The following is a 16,703-nucleotide window of genomic DNA, read 5'->3' on the forward strand; positions in this document are numbered from 1 at the left end:
ACATGTACCCATGCGCATCGCCAGGCACGTCAGTGAACTCATCGGCAATACGCCTCTGGTCCAACTGAACTCGGTTGTTCCAGCGGGTTCGGGGGTGGTGGCGGCCAAGATCGAATACCTCAACCCCGGCGGCAGCGCCAAGGACCGCATCGCGGTCAAGATGATCGACGCCGCCGAAGAGGCCGGACTGCTCAAGCCGGGTGGGACCATCGTCGAGCCCACCTCCGGTAACACCGGTGTCGGGCTCGCCATCGTCGCGCAGCAGCGCGGCTACAAGTGCATCTTCGTCTGCCCCGACAAGGTCAGCGAGGACAAGCAGAACGTGTTGCGCGCGTACGGCGCTGACGTCGTCGTCTGCCCGACGGCCGTGGCCCCCGACCACCCGGACAGCTACTACAGCGTCTCCAACCGGCTCGTCACCGAGATCGACGGCGCCTGGAAGCCGGACCAGTACTCCAACCCGAACGGCCCGGCCAGCCACTACGAGACCACCGGCCCGGAGATCTGGGCCGACACCGACGGCAAGATCACGCATTTCGTGGCGGGCGTCGGTACCGGCGGCACCATCACCGGCACCGGCCGCTACCTCAAAGAGGTCTCGGGCGGGCGGGTGAAGGTCGTCGGCGTCGACCCCGAGGGCTCGGTGTACTCCGGCGGTACCGGCCGGCCGTACCTCGTCGAGGGTGTCGGTGAGGACTTCTGGCCGTCGGCCTACGACCCGAGCGTCCCCGACGAGATCATCGCCGTATCCGACGCCGATTCGTTCGAAATGACCCGGCGCCTGGCGCGCGAAGAGGCCCTGCTGGTCGGCGGCTCGTGCGGTATGGCCGCGGTCGCGGCGATCAAGGTCGCCGAGCGCGAGGGGCCCGACGCTCTCGTCGTCGTGCTGCTGCCGGACGGCGGAAGAGGTTATCTGTCAAAGGTTTTCAACGACGAGTGGATGTCGTCGTACGGCTTCCTGCGCACCCGGCTGGACGGCTCGCCCGAGGAACACACCGTCGGCGACGTGCTGCGCGGCAAGTCCGGCGGGCTGCCGGACCTGGTGCACACCCACCCGTCGGAGACGGTGCGCGACGCCATCGGCATCCTGCGCGAGTACGGCGTCTCGCAGATGCCGGTCGTCGGGGCAGAGCCGCCGGTGATGGCCGGCGAGGTCGCCGGCAGCGTGTCCGAACGTGAGCTGCTCTCAGCGGTTTTCGAAGGCCGGGCGAAACTGGCCGACGCCGTGGCGCAGCACATGAGCCCGCCGCTGCCGCTGATCGGTGCCGGCGAGCTGGCTTCCGCGGCGGCCAAGGAACTGCGTGAGGTCGACGCCGTGATGGTCGTCGACGACGGCAAGCCCGTCGGCGTGCTGACCCGACACGATCTGCTGGGATTCCTGTCACAGGGCGGCTCGCGTAAATAGCCGCGTAAGTCGGGGGAGATTGACTTATCTTCTCCGATAGGGCGAGACATTCACCTCTCGCTGGTTCACCATTCGAAAGGCCGCAATGACCGAGTACCCGCCTCCGCCGCCCGGGAATTTCCCGCCGCCCCCTCCGGGGAATTTCCCGCCGCCGCCGCCGGGTGGTTACCCGCCGGCCGGTGGATATCCCGCTGCCGGCGGCCCGCCGGACAACAACCTGGTGTGGGGCATCCTCGTCACCATTTTCTGCTGCTTGCCCTTCGGCATCGTGTCGATCGTCAAGGCCACTCAGGTATCCGGGCTGTGGGCGCAGGGCCGGCCCGACCTGGCGCAGGCCGCCGCCGATGACGCCAAGAAGTGGGCCATGTGGGGCGCCATCGCCGGTGCCGTCGTGGCCGTGCTCTACATCATCTTCGTCGTCGTGCTCGGCGCGTTCTCGTTCTCGACGTCGTCCTATTCGGGATAGGTCACTCCTCCAATGCAACACCTGCAGCGGCCCAAGGCGGTTAGTCCGCTCCTTGGGCCGCTCGGTGTTGCGGCCGGCGCCGGCGTCGTGTGCTGCGCGATCTGGCTGAGCAATCCGACTATGCCGGGCGGCCCGATCCCGGTTTGTCCGACCAAGGCGCTGTTGGGCATCGATTGCCCCGGCTGCGGGAGCATGCGAATGCTGTATTCCGTGATGCACGGCGACCTTTCGGCTGCATTGCACTTCAATGCGGTGGGTCTGGTCGCCTTGGTATTGCTCGTCTGGTCCTATGGCGCTTGGACCTATGGCCGCATTGTGGGCCGAAAAATCACCAGTTGGCAGCATCGGGGCTGGGCCGCTCCGGCCGTTTTGACGGTAATGTGCATTTGGTTTGTTATTCGCAATGTGCCGATAGCGCCGTTCATTTCGTTGTACGTGTAGTTCACGTTTGTAATTGGAAACGCCACATCCACATCGCTCGGAGGGACGAAAGATGACGGACCAACCGACGGAAGGCACGCCGCCGGACGCCAATAAGCCGACGGAGTACATTCCGCAGCCACCGCCGGGTGGGTTCCCCCCGCCTCCGGGAGGCGCTCCGACGGAATACATTCCGCAGGCGCCGCAGGGTGGCTACCCGCCGCCTCCGCAGGGTGGCTACCCGCCGCCTCCGCAGGGTGGCTACCCGCCGCCGCCTCCGCCGCCCGGCGGATTCCCGCCGCCTCCGCAGGGTGGTTATCCGCCGCCGCCGGGGCAAGGTGGCTACGCCCCGCCGCCCCCACCGCCGGGTGGTGCCTACCCGCCGCCCCCGCCGCCGCAGGGCGGCTTCGCGCCGCCGCCTCCGGGGGCCTACCCGCCGGCCGGATACCAGTACGGCGCGCCGGGTGGTGCCGCCCCGTTCAGCGTCGGCGACGCGCTGTCGTGGGCATGGAACAAGTTCACCAAGAACCCGGGACCGCTCATCGTGTCGACGCTGGTCTACGGCCTCATCGTCGGTGTGATTGTCGGCATCGTGGAGTTCAGTGTGCTGGGCTTGGCTGAGACTTCGGTGTCGAGCTACTCGGCGGATGACGCCGGCTTCAGCTACTCGTACAACGTCACGTCACTGGGACCGGCCAGCATCGCCGTCTTGGTGCTCGGTTACCTCGTGCTGCTGGTAGTCGCGGCGGCCATCTCGTCGGCGCAGTACGTCGGCCTGCTGGGCATCGCCGACGGACAGCCGACCACCATCGGGTCCTTCTTCAAGCCGCGCTACATCGGCCCGATGATTCTGCTGACGCTCATCGTCGGTGTGCTCGTGGCTATCGGCTACGTGTTGTGCGTGATCCCTGGTTTGATCGTCGCGCTTTTCGCGATATTCGCGCACGCGGTCCTGGTCGACCGCGGCCAGTCGCCGATCGACTCGTTGAAGGCCAGCATCGAGATCGTGAAAGCCAATGTCGGACAGGTGATCCTGGTGTGGCTGGTGGCCGGCCTGATCGGAATCGCCGGTGCGCTCGCGTGCGGCGTCGGTGTGCTGGTCTCGGCGCCGGTGGCCTCGCTGATGCTGGTGTACACCTACCGTCGTCTCAGCGGTGGTCAGGTCGCCCCGCTGACGCCGTGACGTCGTGATCTGTTCGGGGGACGGGGCCGCTGGGTCGCGGCCCCCGAACAGGCATGACGGCAGTACCAACTGAGACGGGACGACTTGAACTACACACCATGGTGGGCCCGCGTGGTGGCCAGCCTGATCGACCGGTTCCCTCCGCTGTTCGTCATCGTCGTCGGCGGTCTGGTCGAGCGCTCCCAGCGCGTGACGAAATGCCTTGCCGACCAAGCGGACTACAGCATCGGCCCGTACTGCGCCACCGGGAACTCTGTTGCCGGCGTGCTGATCTGGCTGGCCGGCCTCATCGTCGCGCTGTTGTTCATGGTGTGGAATCATGGCTATCTGCAGGGCACCACGGGCTCCAGCCTGGGTAAACGGGTACTGCATTTCCAGGTGATCGACGAAAAGACGGGCCTGCCCGTCGGTTTCGGTCGCTCGGTGCTGCGGCAGCTGGCCCACGTCGCCGACGCCATCCCGGTGTTCGCCGGGTACCTGTTCCCGCTGTGGGACGCCAAGCGGCAGACCCTGGCCGACAAGATCATGTCGACCGTCTGCGTGTCGACGCGATGATGGCGTACGCCCCGTGGTGGCGACGAGCCGCTGCGGCCGTCATCGACCTGCTGCCGCTCGTGGTACTCACCGCCGCCGGCGCGGCGCTGGTATGGTTCACCCGAGATCGGCTGTGCGACACCGATACCTCCGCGTTCGACGGTGGCGCCCAATGCGGCGACGGCTACTCGACGCTGGGCTATGTCAGTCTGGTGGCCACCTGGGCGCTCATGGTCGGCTATCTGGTCTGGAACTTCGGCTACCGTCAGGGCCGCACCGGCGCCAGCCTCGGAAAGACCGTCCTGCGCTGCCGGGTGGTCGGCCAAACCTCGGGGGCGCCAATAGGTTTCGCGCGGTCACTGCTGCGGCAGGCGGTGCACCTGGCCGACCTGTCGATCGTCGGCTACCTGTGGCCGCTGTGGGACGCCAAGCGGCAGACCTTCGCCGACATGGTCATGGAGACCGTCTGCGTGACGCCGCCGCGCACGCGCACCCCCGTCAGCGGAACGCACTGACTCCCGTCAACGCCTGCCCGATCACCAGCTGGTGCACCTCGGACGTGCCCTCGTAGGTCAGTACCGACTCGAGGTTGTTGGCGTGCCGGATCACCGGGTACTCCAGCGTGATGCCGTTGGCGCCCAACAGGGTTCGGCACTGCCGGGCGATCTTGATGGCCTCGCGGACGTTGTTCAGCTTGCCGACGCTGACCTGCTCGGGCTGAATCTTGCCGGCGTCCTTGAGTCGGCCGAGCTGCAGGGCCAGCAGCTGCGCTTTGCCGAGTTCGACGGCCATGTCGGCGATCTTGGCCTGCGTCAGTTGGTATTCCGCCAGCGTCTTGTCGAAAACCGTACGGGTGCCGACGTAGTCCAGCGTCGCTTGCAGGCAGTCGCGGGCCGCGCCCACCGCACCGAACACGATGCCGAACCGCGCCTCCGACAGGCAGCTCAGCGGGCCGGACAGACCGCGCGCGCCGGGCAGCCGCGCGGACTCCGGCAGCCGGACGTCGTCGAGGCTGAACTCAGAGGTCACCGAGGCCCGCAGCGACATCTTGCGCGTCATCTCCCGGGCGCTGAAACCCGGTGTGTCCGTAGGCACCGCGAACCCCAGCACACCTTCCTCGGCGCGGGCCCACACCACCGCGACATCGGCGACCGAGGCGTTGGTGATCCACATCTTCGACCCGTTGAGCACCCAGTCGTCGCCGTCGCGGCGGGCGGTCGTGCGCATGCCACCGGGGTTGGAACCGAAGTCCGGCTCGGTGAGACCGAAACAGCCGATCAGGTCGCCGGCGGCCATGCCGGGCAGCCACTGCTCCCGCTGCTCCTCGCTGCCCCAGTGATGGATCGCGAACATCGCCAGCGAGCCCTGGACCGAGACGAGGGAACGAATGCCGCTGTCGACGGCCTCCAGCTCCTGGCACACCAGCCCGTACGCCGTCGCCGTCGAACCGCTGCAGCCGTAGCCGGTGAGGTGCATACCGAGCAGGCCCAGCTTGCCCACCTCGGCGGCGATCTCGCGCACCGGAACCGAACCGTTCTCGAACCACTCGGCGATGTAGGGACGCAGCCGCTGCTCGCCGAACTGGCGCACCATGGTGCGCAATTCGATGTCCTCGGCGCTCAGCAGGTCGTCGGTGCCGAGCAGATTGTCGATCGAGGCTGTCATGGTGCAGTTCTACACCGGGAGTTCGGCGTAAAGCGAGAGCAGGCCCCGGCTACGCTGGTCGCTCAGGGACAGACGGGGTGGACGATGACTGAGCAGGAACAGAACCAGGGCGCGGGCGAGCCGGAGGCGTCGACCCCGGCTTACGGCATGCCGCCGCTGCCGGCCTACGGCGGCGAGCCCTACCCGTCCATGCCGGCGCCCGAGCCGTTCCCGCCGCCGGCCGCCGGTTTCCCGGGGCCGGGTTACCCGCCGCCGGTCGGGCCGTATCCGCCTGCGGCCCAGGGCTATCCGGGTGTGCCGCCGATGCCCGGCATGATGCCGTTCGGTTATGCGCCGGTGCCGAAGACCAACGGGCTGGCCATCGCGTCGTTGGTCTGCTCGCTGCTGGGACTGGTGACGTGCGCCGGCACCTCGATCCTCGGCGTGATCTTCGGGCACCTCGCCAAGTCGCAGATCAAGCAGAGCGGTGAAGAGGGCGAGGGCATGGCTCTCGCGGGCTTGATCGTCGGCTACATCGGGTTGGCGCTCTTCGCGCTGATCGCCATCTTCTACTTCGGTCTGATCGCGCTCATGCTGGGCAGCAGCGGCAGCACCACCTACTAGACGGGACCCACACAATGACGAATCCGTACGAGCCGACGTCGCATGCATACGAACCCGGCGACAGTTCCAGCCAGCAACAGCCGGGTGAACCGCAGTTCGGGCAGCCGGAGTACCCGGGCTACCCGCAGCAGCCCGGGTACCCGCCGCCCGGCTACCCGCAGCAGCCGGGCTACCCGCCGCCGGGTTACCCGCAGCAGCCGGGCTACGGCTACATGCCGCAGTACGCGGCTGATCCGTCTGCGCCCTGGGGCCGCGACCCGCTGACGGGACTGCCGCTGTCGGACAAGTCGAAGGTGACGGCGGGCCTGCTGCAGATCCTGTTGGGCGGCTTCGGCGTCGGGCGATTTTATCTCGGCTACACGACCATCGGCGTGCTCCAGCTCGTCGTCTCGTTGGTGACCTGCGGCATCGGCGCCATCTGGCCTTTGATCGACGGCATCATGATTCTGATGGGGAACGTTCCCGACACCCAAGGGCGCAAGCTGCGCGACTAGGCTGGCGCCTGTGAGTGAGCAGCGCAGCCAGGCAGACCACTACCGCGCCTACGGACCCGCGACCCGGGCCATTCATGCCGGGTTCCGGCCGGACCCACAGACCGGTGCCGTCAACACCCCGATCTATGCCAGTTCGACGTTCGCGCAGGACGGCGTCGGCGGGCTGCGCGGCGGGTTCGAGTACGCCCGCACCGGCAACCCGACCCGGGCGGCGCTGGAGGCACTGCTGGCCGCGGTCGAGGGCGGGCACTACGGCCGCGCGTTCAGCTCCGGCATGGCGGCCACCGACTGCGCGCTGCGCGCCGTGCTGCGTCCGGGCGACCACATCGTCATCCCCGACGACGCGTACGGCGGCACCTTCCGGCTGATCGACAAGGTGTTCACGCAGTGGGGCATCACGCACACGCCGGCGCAGCTGTCGAACCTCGACGAGGTGCGCGCGGCGATCACCTCGAAGACCCGGCTGATCTGGGTGGAGACCCCGACCAACCCGCTGCTGTCCATCGCGGACATCTCGGCCATCGTGCAGATCGCCGCGACATCGGGCGTGAAGGTGTTGGTGGACAACACCTTTGCCTCACCGGCGTTGCAGCAGCCGCTGTCGCTCGGGGCGGACATCGTGCTGCACTCGACCACCAAGTACATCGGCGGCCACTCGGACGTCGTCGGTGGCGCGCTGGTGACCAATGACGAAGAACTGGACTCGAAATTCGCGTTCCTGCAGAACGGCGCCGGCGCGGTGCCGGGCCCGTTCGACGCCTACCTGACCTACCGCGGCCTCAAGACGCTGCCGCTGCGCATGCAGCGGCACTGCGAGAACGCCTTGCGGGTGGCCGAATTCCTCAATGACCACAAGGCCGTCTCGACGGTGCTGTACCCGGGTCTGTCGAGTCATCCGGGCTACGAGGTGGCGGCCAAGCAGATGAGCGGCTTCGGTGGCATGGTGTCGGTGCGGCTGCACGGCGGCGAGCAGGCTGCACGCGAATTGTGCTCGCGCACCGAGATTTTCATCCTCGCCGAGTCGCTGGGTGGCGTGGAGTCGCTGATCGAGCATCCGGGCGCCATGACGCACGCGTCCACCGCCGGCTCGCAGCTGGAGGTGCCGAACGATCTGGTCCGGCTGTCGGTCGGCATCGAGGATGTCGCCGACCTGATCGGGGACCTGGAGCAGGCCCTGGGTTAACCCAGGGCAGCCCGCACCGCGGTGGCCGTGACGGCGAGATTCACCTCGGCGACGCCGGTCTCGTACTCGTTGACCCAGTGGCCGCTGGCGATGTCGCCGGCGCGGGCATGCACCCACCGCCAGCCGCGGTCGTTGAGGCTCATCAGCGAGCCGAGACCGTCGACGGTGTGCAACAGCGTCACGATGGCCGCCGTCGCCGGTGCGGGCGGTCTGCGGTCGAACAGGGCCGACAGCATCTCCGCGCGCGCCTGGCCGACGCGCGTCCGGTCCGTCAGCGGCAAGGCATACTGCGCCCGGAACCTGTTGCCGCCCAACGGCTGACGGCGCAGCTGTCCCGCGCGCTCCAGCCGGTCGATGAGACTGTCCTCGGTGCTCTTGCGCAGTTTGGACATGACGTCGGCAGGTCGCCGCGGCCGCTGACGAAGCAGTTCCAGTGCCGGCGCGGACACCGGGTCGACGGCGTCGTTGCCGGAGAGGGCGACCAAATGGCCGTCGGGTGCGCCGTCACCTGGCGCGGCGGGCCGAATACGGCACGCCAGCGCCAGGTCCAGCAGGACGGCACCGGACAACACCCGGTGCCGACGTGGTTGATCCAGACCCGGCTGTGCGGACGAATTGTCCAGGAGCAGCAGATACAGGTCTTCGGCGATCTGAGCCATGGGCTGTCAGCTGGTGGCCGGCGGGGTAGCGCCGGCCGTCGCAGGGCTAGGCGTGATAGGGCTCGGCCTTGACCAGCGTGACCTTGACGGTGGCGCCGCTGGGGACCGTGTAGCTGCGCTCCTCGCCGACCTTGGCGTCGATCAGCGCGTGGCCGAGCGGCGAGTTGGGGGAGTACACCTCGAGCTTGCCGTCGGTGACGCCTTCCTGGCGCGTGGCGATGAGGAACGTCTCGGTGTCGTTCTGGTCGCCGTCGTAGTAGACGGTCACGACCGAGCCGGGCAGTGCCACACCGGACTTCTTCGGTGCCTCGCCGACCTTGGCGTTGTTGAGCAGTTCCTGCAGCTGACGGATGCGAGCTTCCTGCTGGCCCTGCTCTTCGCGGGCCGCGTGGTAGCCACCGTTCTCGCGGAGGTCGCCCTCTTCGCGGCGGTCGTTGATTTCGGCAGCGATGACCGGACGGTTGGCGATCAGCTGATCGAGCTCGGCCTTCAGGCGCTCGAATGCCTCTTCGGTGAGCCAGGTGACCTGGGTATCGGTCATGTCTGCTGCTCTCCTGTCGTAGTAAGCGTGCGTGTATGCCCGGGCGGTCTGTCCGGGGTTGCCCCGTTGCTTGGGGCCGGCGGTGCTGCGATTGCGAGGGCAGGTCCAGGTCCCCCCAGAAGGTGCCAGCAGGTGCCCGCTAATGCATCAATACACGGCCCCAGTCGGAACCGTGTACTGAGCAAGCGTACCACTTGGGCGTCTCCGAACGGTCATGATTTCGCAGTTCGGAGTTCGCCGGATGGTTGGTCAGCCGGCCGCCATTCAGGGCGCGACGAGGTACGACGGCACGTCGGTGCCGCAGCCGTAGACGTCGCCGACGACCGGCGGTTTTGTGGACTTCACGACCGCCGTCACCTGGACTGTCTTGGCCTCCGCCGGCACGACGAGGATCTCGCGCCGTCCGGTTTCGCTGCCGTCGAGAGCCCTGGCCCGCACGATGCACACCGCGGGTTGGGCCGGGTCCTCGCGGGTGACGGAGATCGTCACCGCAACAGTTTCGTTGTCGATGAGTTTGTAGGTGCTCAACTCACCCTTGACGGGCGATGTCCCCAGGCGCTGGAAACCGACGAACGCAAGCGCCACACCAGCGACGACGATGAGGAGCGTGAGGCCGATCGCGATACGGCGACGGGTCAGCCGGGACATGCGCTGGCGCCCGTAGCGGGCGGTCGGACGCTCGATCATGGCTGCTTTGGGTGCCCCATCGGTCGGTTCGGATTGCTTGGACTGGAACTATAGGACGCAGCGACATGGTTGGACTGCACCGAGTTGTCCCACCGAGTAGAGACAGTAGGTAAGGCACACGTGAGCGAACTGCGGTTGATGGCGGTGCACGCGCACCCCGACGACGAGTCGAGCAAGGGTGCGGCCACCATGGCCAAGTACGCGGCCAACGGCGCCCGGGTCATGGTCGTGACCCTGACCGGCGGCGAACGCGGCGACATCCTGAACCCGGCGATGGACCTGCCCGAGGTGCACGGCCGCATCCATGAGGTACGCCGCGACGAGATGGCCCGGGCCGCCGAGATCCTCGGTGTCGAGCACCACTGGCTGGGGTTCGTCGACTCCGGACTGCCCGAGGGCGATCCGCTGCCGCCGCTGCCCGAGGGCTCGTTCGCGGTGGTGCCGATCGAGGAGCCCGTCCGCCGGCTGGTACGGGTGATCCGCGAGTTCCGGCCGCATGTGATCACCACCTACGACGAGAACGGCGGCTACCCGCACCCCGACCACATCCGGTGCCACCAGGTGTCGATGGCCGCGTACGAAGCGGCCGCCGACCACGTGCAGTTCCCCGACGAGGGCGAACCCTGGAGCATCTCGAAGCTGTACTACGGCCACGGTTTCCTGCGCCGGCGCATGCAGATGCTGCAGGACGAGTTCGCCAAGCACGGCGAGGTCGGGCCGTTCGAGAAGTGGCTGCAGCACTGGGACCCCGAGCACGATCCCTTCGCCAACCGGGTGACGACCCGCATCGAGTGCGCCGACTTCTTCGAGCAGCGAGACCAGGCGCTGCTGGCCCACGCCACGCAGATCGACCCGAACGGCGATTTCTTCCGCGCGCCCATCGAATGGCAGCAGCGGCTGTGGCCGACCGAGGAGTACGAATTGGCCCGATCCAGGGTTCCGGTGACGTTGCCCGAGACCGATCTGTTCACGGGAGTATCGCTGTGATTTCTGTTCCGCTCACCATCCTGCTGGCCGAAGGTCCACGCCAGACGGGTCCCGACTTCGGCAAGGCCAGCCCGGCCGGGCTGGTGATCACGCTGATCCTGCTGATCGCCGTGGTGGCCCTGGTCTGGTCGATGAACCGGCACCTGCGCAAGCTGCCCGAATCCTTCGATCCCGCGCATCCCGAGCCGGATCAGGCCGTCGACGACGGCACCGTCGGCGGCGTGCCGCACGATGCGCCGGCGGGCGACACTGGGCCTGACAGCACTACAAAGCCGGAAGCTGGGTAAGACTCCAGGTATGGCAACGTCTGATGCACCGGCCTTCTCATCGCGGCTCGTACCTCACCGCTTGATCGGCGCCCGATGAACACCCTCGGCTCAGCCACCAGCCCATACCTGCGCCAGCACGCCGACAACCCGGTGCACTGGCAGCAGTGGACACCCGAGGCGCTGGCCGAAGCCGCGGCCCGCGACGTGCCGATCCTGCTGTCCATCGGCTACGCGGCCTGCCACTGGTGCCATGTGATGGCGCACGAGTCGTTCGAGGACTCGGACGTCGCTGCGGTGGCGAACGAGAACTTCGTCTGCATCAAGGTCGACCGGGAGGAACGTCCCGACCTCGACGCAATCTACATGAGCGCCACCGTCGCGATGACGGGCCAGGGAGGCTGGCCCATGACGTGCTTCCTGACGCCCGACGGCCGGCCCTTCTTCTGCGGCACGTACTACCCGAAAAGCAACTTCCTGCAGTTGCTTTCGGCTGTCACCGACACCTGGCGGAACCGGCGCGACGAAGTCGAGCAGGCCTCTGACCAGATCGCCACGGAGCTGCGCAAGATGTCGTCCGGGTTGCCCTCGGGTGGGCCGGCGCCGTCGCCCGAACTGTGCGACCACGCCGTCGCCGCGGTGCTGCGCGACGAGGACCTCACCCGCGGTGGCTTCGGCCGGGCGCCCAAGTTCCCGCCGTCGGCATTGCTGGAAGCGCTACTGCGACACCACGAACGCACCGGGTCCGCGCTCGATGCGGTGGAGCGCACCGGCACCGCGATGGCGCGCGGCGGCATCTACGACCAACTGGCGGGTGGCTTCGCCCGGTACAGCGTCGACGCCTCGTGGGTGGTGCCGCACTTTGAAAAGATGTTGTATGACAACGCTTTGCTGCTGCGGGTGTATGCGCACTGGGCGCGGCTGACCGGAAACCCGTTGGCGCGCAAGGTTGCCGATGAGACGGCGCGGTTCATCATCGACGACCTCGGCGACGGCGGCATGTTCGTCTCGTCGCTGGACGCCGATACCGCCGGGCACGAGGGCCTGACGTACGTGTGGACGCCGGCCGAGCTGGTGTCGGTGCTGGGCGACGACGACGGTCGTTGGGCCGCTTCGCTTTTCGAGGTCACCGACACCGGGACGTTCGAACACGGCAGCTCGGTGCTGCAGCTGCTGGCCGACCCCGACGATGCCGAACGCTTCGAGCAGGTCCGCGCGAAGTTGATGGCGGCACGGGCATTGCGGCCCCAGCCGGGGCGTGACGACAAGGTCGTCACCGCATGGAACGGCTTCGCCATCACGGCGCTGGCGGAAGCCTCGATCGCGCTCGGGAAACCCGAATTCCTCGACGCGGCAACGGGTTGCGCCTGCCGGCTACTGGACCTGCATCTCGTCGACGGCCGGCTGCGCCGGGCCAGCCTGGGCGGCGCCGTCGGCGACAGTGCCGGAATCCTGGAGGACTACGCGGCGCTGGCGACGGGCCTGCTGACGCTGCACCAGGTGACGGGCGACTCGTCGTGGCTGACTGCCGCGCACTCCCTCCTCGACACCACGCTCACGCACTTCACCGACCCCGACCGCGGCGGCCGGTGGTTCGACACCGCGGACGACGCCGAGGCCCTGCTGGTGCGTCCCGCCGATCCGGTCGACGGGGCGACGCCGTCGGGCGCGTCGTTGGTCGCCGAGGCGCTGCTGACGTTCGCGCACCTCGCCGCCGAACCCGAGCGATACATCAATGCGGCCGCCGCCACGCTGGCGGCCGCGACCCCGATCCTGGCCCGCTCGCCGCGCGGCGGCGGCCACTGGCTGGCGGTCACCGAAGCGGCCGTCCGCGGCCCCATCCAGATCGCGGTGGCGTGCGCCGGGCCGGATTCGGAATTGCTGAGTGCGGCACGCAGATTGGCGCCCGGCGGCGCCATCGTCGTCGGCGGTGCCGAAGGGTCGTCGGTGCTGCTCGACGGCCGTGGTCGCGTGAACGGTCGGGACGCCGCGTACGTCTGCCGTGGCCAGGTGTGCGACCTGCCGGTGACGACGGCGGGGGATCTCGCCGCTGCCCTCGGGGCGGCCGTGTAGCGTGCGGCGCATGCCCAGCGCTGAGCAGATCACCGAAAACGTCAACCGCTACCTGGACCTCGTCGACGTCGCCGACGCCGATGGGATCGCGCAGCTGTACGCCGTCGATGCCGCCATCGAGGACCCGGTCGGCGGTGAGGTGCACGTCGGCCGTCAGACGATTCACGGCTTCTACTCGAACATCGCGGGCACCAAGAACTCCCACGAACTGCACACGCTGCGGGTCTGCGGCCACGAGGCCGCGTTCTACTGGAGCCTGACCGTCAACGGCGCCATGCGCATCGACATCATCAGCACCATGAACTTCGACGCCGAGGCCAAGATCACGTCGATGAAGGCCTACTGGGGCCCGGCGAACGTCACCCAGCTCTGAGCGATTTGTGCACGATTTTCCGCGCTGGCCGCGGAAAATCGTGCACAAATCCCTAGGAGAAGACCGCGAACCACATCGCGATGTAGTGGCAGATGGCCGCGACCGCGGTGCAGGCGTGGAAGAACTCGTGGTGCCCGAACGTCCGGGGCCACGGGTTGGGCCACTTGAGCGCGTAGAGCACGCCGCCGATCGAGTACAGCGCGCCGCCGACGATCAGCAGCACGACGGCCGTGACGCCCGCGCCGTCGAGGATCGGGCCGATGAACCACGCCGCCACCCAGCCCAACAGGATGTACAGCGGCACGCCGAGCCAGCGCGGTGCCGTCGGCCACAGCATCTTGAGGGCCACGCCGGCCAGCGCCCCGCTCCACACGATCCAGAACAACAGCCAGCCGTCGGTGCGCACCGCGAGGAGCGCGAACGGCGTGTAGCTGCCGGCGATGAAGATGAAGATCATCGAGTGGTCGAGGCGCTTCATCCAGATGCGGGCGTTCTGCGATTTCCAGTTCACCCGGTGATAGGTGCCGCTGACGGTGAACATCGCCACGATGGTGAAGGTGTACAGCAACGTCGCCAATCCGGCGCGCGTGCCCTGCATGGCCCACGACACCGAAACCAGTGCGGCACCGGCAAAGAACGCAACGACCGCCGAGTAGACGTGGATCCAGCCGCGGGCGCGGGGCTTGCCGAAAAATTCGACGACGCTTTCCACGACCACGTCGGGAAGCGTTTCCGAATGGCGGAGCACCGCGGCGGCACGGTACGGCTTGGTCATGTTCGACGGTGCCTCAGCCCGTTCGGAGGCAGCCGGATCTGTATTGCTCGGAGCGGTCAACGTTCCTCCACTAACAGCCATGGGATACCCAGAAGTCCACAGTAGTCTGGTTTCTCGTGGACATCATTCCCCCGCGCCTCAAGGAACCGGCATACCGGCTCTACGAGCTGCGGCTGCGTCAGGAGCTTGCGCACTCGAAAGCGCAACTGCCACGCCATATTGCGGTGCTGTGCGACGGGAATCGGCGCTGGGCCCGTGAGGCAGGTCACGACGACGTCAGCTACGGCTACCGCATGGGTGCCGCCAAGATCGCCGAGGTGCTGCGCTGGTGCCAGCAGGCCGGCATCGAGATGGCGACGATCTACCTGCTCTCCACCGAGAACCTGCAGCGCGACCCGCAGGAGCTGGCGCCGCTGATCGACATCATCACCGACGTCGTCGAGGAGATCTGCGCGCCCGACAAGCACTGGACTGTGCGGACCGTCGGCGACCTCGAGCTGCTCGGTGAGGAACCGGCCAAGCGGCTGCGCGACGCCGTCGAGTCGACGGCCGAGCACACCGGCGCCGGTTCGTTCCACGTCAACGTCGCCGTCGGTTACGGCGGCCGCCAGGAGATCGCCGACGCGGTGCGCACCCTGCTGAGCAAGGAGCTCGCCAACGGTGCGACGGCCGAAGACCTCATCGAGGCGGTGACCGTCGACGGCATCTCCGAGAACCTCTACACGTCGGGCCAGCCCGACCCCGACCTCGTCATCCGCACGTCGGGGGAGCAGCGGCTCAGCGGGTTCCTGTTGTGGCAGAGCGCCTATTCGGAGATGTGGTTCACCGACGCGCACTGGCCGGCTTTCCGGCGGGTGGACTTCCTGCGTGCGCTGCGTGACTACACGCTGCGGAACCGCCGCTACGGAAAATAGCGTTCGTGCCAGACTGAAGACATGGCTGCGCTGTCGGCAGTGGTCTTCGCCCTGAGCTGGTGGCTGGGGCTGTACCTGCTGGCGCGCGATCCCCGCAAGCCGATCCTGGCGTGGTCCGCGGTCGGGTTGTGCAGCTTCGCCGTGGTGGTCGCCGTCGACGCGATCCGGCTGGCGGGCGACGCACCGACCGGCCCGCTGAGCCACATCGAGGCCTATCTGGCCGTAGTGCCCGGCATCGCCTGGCTCACCGTGCTGCTCGAGTTGTCCCGGCCCGTCGATTCGGCGCGCAGCCGGTGGGGCTTCGTCGCGGTGGCGACGGTGGCGGCCATCGCCTTGGTGGGCGCCGGGATCTCCGGCGGTGTGCACCCGCCGCTGCGGCCCGGGCACTGGGTCATGGTCGGTGCCATCGCCCTGTCGGCGTTCAGCGCGCTCGTGCTGGCGGTGCGACGGCTGCGCCGCGGTGCGTCGTCCCGCAAGATCGTCCCGGCGGTGGTGGCGGCGACCATCTTCTTCGGACTCGGCAACGCGATCCTGCTCATCCCGCTGGGACTCCTGCCGAGCTGGCTGGTGCTGGCGTCCGCGGCCTTCGACGTGCTGCTGCTCGGTATCGCGGTGGCGTGGTGGGACGCGTTCGACGAAGGTCAGGCCCTGCGCGCAGGCATGCGCCGCTCGCTGGTCGGCAGCATGGCGGTGGCCGTGCTGTTCGGCGGCCAGGTGCTGATCGGCCTGGCGGTCACGGGCGAGCATCTGGCGCTCATGGTGTTGTTGTTCACCAGCCTCGCCGTGGCGATCGCCATCAACGTGCTGGCCGACCCGCTGTCGGGGCTGCTGGACCGGCTGGCCTTCGCCCGCGAACCGGATCTGCGGGCCGACCGCGCCGCGCTGCGTCGCACCGAGGCGGCGCTGCCGCTGCGCGCCACCAACCCGCTGGACCACGTCGACGACGAGACCTTCGTCCGCCTGACCCGTCGCGCGCTCGGCCACTACGCCGACCTCTCCAAGCTCGTCGCCTCCCCGCTGACGACGCTGCCGGTGATCGACGACCGACTGGCCCGCCGCGGCGCGCCCGACCAGCCGCTGGAGCGCGCCAACGAGCTCAAGGATTTGCTGGCCGATCGCATCGCTGCCCTCAAGCCACGCGACGGCGGCGACTTCGGCACCACCGAGCAGTGGCGCCACTACAACTCGCTGTACTTCCCGTACGTCGTCGGGGTCCGGGCCTACGCGCAGAACGCCACCGCGGCCGGGCTCGACCCGGTGGCCCGGCAGGCGTGGCAGTGGTTCGTCACCGAAGTGCCGCAGCGGTCGCTGCACAACTGGCAGAACGCGGCGGCGCGAGTGATCGCCGCCGACTTGCGCGGTACCCCGGTGTCAACGCTGACCTAGGCACCTCGCGTCGCTGACCTGCGGTTGGCAGTGCCTGGCAGTAATCGGCAGCGTTTGGTGCAGACGGAGCGACCCGGTTCGAGCAGTGT

The 16,703-nt window shown here is 68.1% G+C and carries 20 protein-coding genes; 15 read left to right on the forward strand and 5 right to left on the reverse strand.

Features of this window, described 5'->3' with window-relative positions; translation table 11 throughout:
• The first annotated feature begins 10 nt into the window (after positions 1-10).
• The 6 genes from H289_RS0102545 to H289_RS29530 all read left to right on the forward strand — a co-directional run bounded on the left by H289_RS0102545 (position 11) and on the right by H289_RS29530 (position 4,523).
• Positions 11-1,405, forward strand: a complete 1,395-nt coding sequence (locus H289_RS0102545) for a cystathionine beta-synthase (RefSeq protein WP_020099187.1) — start codon at positions 11-13, stop codon at positions 1,403-1,405.
• Between the two features lie 85 nt (positions 1,406-1,490).
• The gene (locus tag H289_RS0102550) at positions 1,491-1,871 is read left to right on the forward strand and encodes a CD225/dispanin family protein (RefSeq protein WP_020099188.1); all 381 of its coding nucleotides are present in this window, start codon (positions 1,491-1,493) and stop codon (positions 1,869-1,871) included.
• 12 nt (positions 1,872-1,883) lie between these two features.
• A complete protein-coding gene (locus H289_RS0102555; protein ID WP_020099189.1) occupies positions 1,884-2,312 on the forward strand; it encodes a DUF2752 domain-containing protein in 429 nt (142 codons plus the stop codon).
• Between the two features lie 52 nt (positions 2,313-2,364).
• On the forward strand, positions 2,365-3,474 hold the full coding sequence (locus H289_RS33300; protein ID WP_020099190.1) for a DUF2189 domain-containing protein: 1,110 nt from the start codon (positions 2,365-2,367) through the stop codon (positions 3,472-3,474).
• A gap of 84 nt (positions 3,475-3,558) precedes the next feature.
• Entirely contained in the window at positions 3,559-4,029 is a 471-nt protein-coding gene (locus tag H289_RS29525; protein ID WP_081633284.1) for an RDD family protein, read from the forward strand.
• A complete protein-coding gene (locus H289_RS29530; protein WP_020099192.1) occupies positions 4,029-4,523 on the forward strand; it encodes an RDD family protein in 495 nt (164 codons plus the stop codon). Before H289_RS29525 ends, H289_RS29530 begins: the two co-directional genes overlap by 1 nt.
• Here H289_RS29530 and H289_RS0102575 read toward each other — a convergent pair.
• Positions 4,507-5,673, reverse strand: a complete 1,167-nt coding sequence (locus tag H289_RS0102575; protein WP_020099193.1) for an acyl-CoA dehydrogenase family protein — start codon at positions 5,671-5,673, stop codon at positions 4,507-4,509. The two genes, H289_RS29530 and H289_RS0102575, sit on opposite strands and share 17 nt — an antisense overlap.
• Positions 5,674-5,757: 84 nt before the next feature.
• Here H289_RS0102575 and H289_RS29535 point away from each other — a divergent pair, with 84 nt between their 5' ends.
• From H289_RS29535 to H289_RS0102590, 3 genes are read left to right on the forward strand one after another with little or no spacing between them, the layout of a single operon-like run.
• A complete protein-coding gene (locus tag H289_RS29535; protein WP_020099194.1) occupies positions 5,758-6,276 on the forward strand; it encodes a DUF4190 domain-containing protein in 519 nt (172 codons plus the stop codon).
• A gap of 14 nt (positions 6,277-6,290) precedes the next feature.
• Positions 6,291-6,770, forward strand: a complete 480-nt coding sequence (locus tag H289_RS33845) for a TM2 domain-containing protein (protein WP_020099195.1) — start codon at positions 6,291-6,293, stop codon at positions 6,768-6,770.
• A 10-nt stretch (positions 6,771-6,780) separates the two neighbouring features.
• Positions 6,781-7,953, forward strand: coding sequence for a cystathionine gamma-synthase (locus H289_RS0102590; protein WP_020099196.1), 1,173 nt, complete (start codon positions 6,781-6,783; stop codon positions 7,951-7,953).
• Here the strand turns inward: H289_RS0102590 and H289_RS29540 are convergent.
• The 3 genes from H289_RS29540 to H289_RS0102610 form a co-directional block, all read right to left on the reverse strand.
• Positions 7,950-8,612 carry a GOLPH3/VPS74 family protein gene (locus H289_RS29540; protein ID WP_020099197.1) on the reverse strand — a complete coding sequence of 221 codons (663 nt, stop codon included), beginning with the start codon at positions 8,610-8,612 and terminating at the stop codon, positions 7,950-7,952. The two genes, H289_RS0102590 and H289_RS29540, sit on opposite strands and share 4 nt — an antisense overlap.
• 46 nt (positions 8,613-8,658) lie before the next feature.
• Positions 8,659-9,153: a transcription elongation factor GreA gene (gene greA, locus H289_RS0102605; protein ID WP_020099198.1), complete on the reverse strand. Its 495-nt coding sequence runs from the start codon at positions 9,151-9,153 to the stop codon at positions 8,659-8,661.
• A gap of 264 nt (positions 9,154-9,417) precedes the next feature.
• Positions 9,418-9,840, reverse strand: coding sequence for a DUF4307 domain-containing protein (locus H289_RS0102610; RefSeq protein WP_020099199.1), 423 nt, complete (start codon positions 9,838-9,840; stop codon positions 9,418-9,420).
• 120 nt (positions 9,841-9,960) lie between these two features.
• Between H289_RS0102610 and mca the strand changes: the two genes are divergently transcribed.
• From mca to H289_RS0102630, 4 genes are all read left to right on the forward strand, one after another.
• Positions 9,961-10,827 carry a mycothiol conjugate amidase Mca gene (mca, locus tag H289_RS0102615; RefSeq protein ID WP_020099200.1) on the forward strand — a complete coding sequence of 289 codons (867 nt, stop codon included), beginning with the start codon at positions 9,961-9,963 and terminating at the stop codon, positions 10,825-10,827.
• Positions 10,824-11,114, forward strand: coding sequence for a hypothetical protein (locus H289_RS29545; protein WP_020099201.1), 291 nt, complete (start codon positions 10,824-10,826; stop codon positions 11,112-11,114). The genes mca and H289_RS29545 overlap by 4 nt, the downstream gene beginning before the upstream one ends.
• Before the next feature lie 75 nt (positions 11,115-11,189).
• Positions 11,190-13,166, forward strand: a complete 1,977-nt coding sequence (locus tag H289_RS0102625) for a thioredoxin domain-containing protein (RefSeq protein WP_020099202.1) — start codon at positions 11,190-11,192, stop codon at positions 13,164-13,166.
• Positions 13,167-13,176: 10 nt separating this feature from the next.
• Positions 13,177-13,539, forward strand: coding sequence for a nuclear transport factor 2 family protein (locus H289_RS0102630; RefSeq protein ID WP_020099203.1), 363 nt, complete (start codon positions 13,177-13,179; stop codon positions 13,537-13,539).
• A 52-nt stretch (positions 13,540-13,591) separates the two neighbouring features.
• Here the strand turns inward: H289_RS0102630 and trhA are convergent, their stop codons facing one another.
• The gene (gene trhA / locus H289_RS0102635; RefSeq protein ID WP_020099204.1) at positions 13,592-14,314 is read right to left on the reverse strand and encodes a PAQR family membrane homeostasis protein TrhA; all 723 of its coding nucleotides are present in this window, start codon (positions 14,312-14,314) and stop codon (positions 13,592-13,594) included.
• A gap of 116 nt (positions 14,315-14,430) precedes the next feature.
• Between trhA and H289_RS0102640 the strand changes: the two genes are divergently transcribed.
• Together H289_RS0102640 and H289_RS0102645 are read left to right on the forward strand one after the other, a co-directional pair.
• Complete coding sequence (locus H289_RS0102640; RefSeq protein WP_020099205.1) at positions 14,431-15,228, forward strand: (2Z,6E)-farnesyl diphosphate synthase; 798 nt, start codon at positions 14,431-14,433, stop codon at positions 15,226-15,228.
• Between the two features lie 21 nt (positions 15,229-15,249).
• Positions 15,250-16,614, forward strand: a complete 1,365-nt coding sequence (locus H289_RS0102645; RefSeq protein WP_020099206.1) for a hypothetical protein — start codon at positions 15,250-15,252, stop codon at positions 16,612-16,614.
• The last annotated feature ends 89 nt before the right edge of the window (positions 16,615-16,703 follow it).

Source organism: Mycobacterium sp. 360MFTsu5.1 (assembly GCF_000383495.1).
Classification (GTDB): domain Bacteria; phylum Actinomycetota; class Actinomycetes; order Mycobacteriales; family Mycobacteriaceae; genus Mycobacterium; species Mycobacterium mucogenicum_B.

Bases quoted from the DNA above. Each gene is read 5' to 3' on its own strand.
- H289_RS0102545 (WP_020099187.1), top strand. From the start codon at position 11: ATGCGCATCGCCAGGCACGTCAGTGAACTCATCGGCAATACGCCTCTG.
- H289_RS0102550 (WP_020099188.1), top strand. From the start codon at position 1,491: ATGACCGAGTACCCGCCTCCGCCGCCCGGGAATTTCCCGCCGCCCCCT.
- H289_RS0102555 (WP_020099189.1), top strand. From the start codon at position 1,884: ATGCAACACCTGCAGCGGCCCAAGGCGGTTAGTCCGCTCCTTGGGCCG.
- H289_RS33300 (WP_020099190.1), top strand. From the start codon at position 2,365: ATGACGGACCAACCGACGGAAGGCACGCCGCCGGACGCCAATAAGCCG.
- H289_RS29530 (WP_020099192.1), top strand. From the start codon at position 4,029: ATGGCGTACGCCCCGTGGTGGCGACGAGCCGCTGCGGCCGTCATCGAC.
- H289_RS0102575 (WP_020099193.1), bottom strand. From the start codon at position 5,673: ATGACAGCCTCGATCGACAATCTGCTCGGCACCGACGACCTGCTGAGC.
- H289_RS29535 (WP_020099194.1), top strand. From the start codon at position 5,758: ATGACTGAGCAGGAACAGAACCAGGGCGCGGGCGAGCCGGAGGCGTCG.
- H289_RS33845 (WP_020099195.1), top strand. From the start codon at position 6,291: ATGACGAATCCGTACGAGCCGACGTCGCATGCATACGAACCCGGCGAC.
- H289_RS29540 (WP_020099197.1), bottom strand. From the start codon at position 8,612: ATGGCTCAGATCGCCGAAGACCTGTATCTGCTGCTCCTGGACAATTCG.
- greA (WP_020099198.1), bottom strand. From the start codon at position 9,153: ATGACCGATACCCAGGTCACCTGGCTCACCGAAGAGGCATTCGAGCGC.
- H289_RS0102610 (WP_020099199.1), bottom strand. From the start codon at position 9,840: ATGATCGAGCGTCCGACCGCCCGCTACGGGCGCCAGCGCATGTCCCGG.
- H289_RS0102625 (WP_020099202.1), top strand. From the start codon at position 11,190: ATGAACACCCTCGGCTCAGCCACCAGCCCATACCTGCGCCAGCACGCC.
- H289_RS0102630 (WP_020099203.1), top strand. From the start codon at position 13,177: ATGCCCAGCGCTGAGCAGATCACCGAAAACGTCAACCGCTACCTGGAC.
- trhA (WP_020099204.1), bottom strand. From the start codon at position 14,314: ATGACCAAGCCGTACCGTGCCGCCGCGGTGCTCCGCCATTCGGAAACG.
- H289_RS0102645 (WP_020099206.1), top strand. From the start codon at position 15,250: ATGGCTGCGCTGTCGGCAGTGGTCTTCGCCCTGAGCTGGTGGCTGGGG.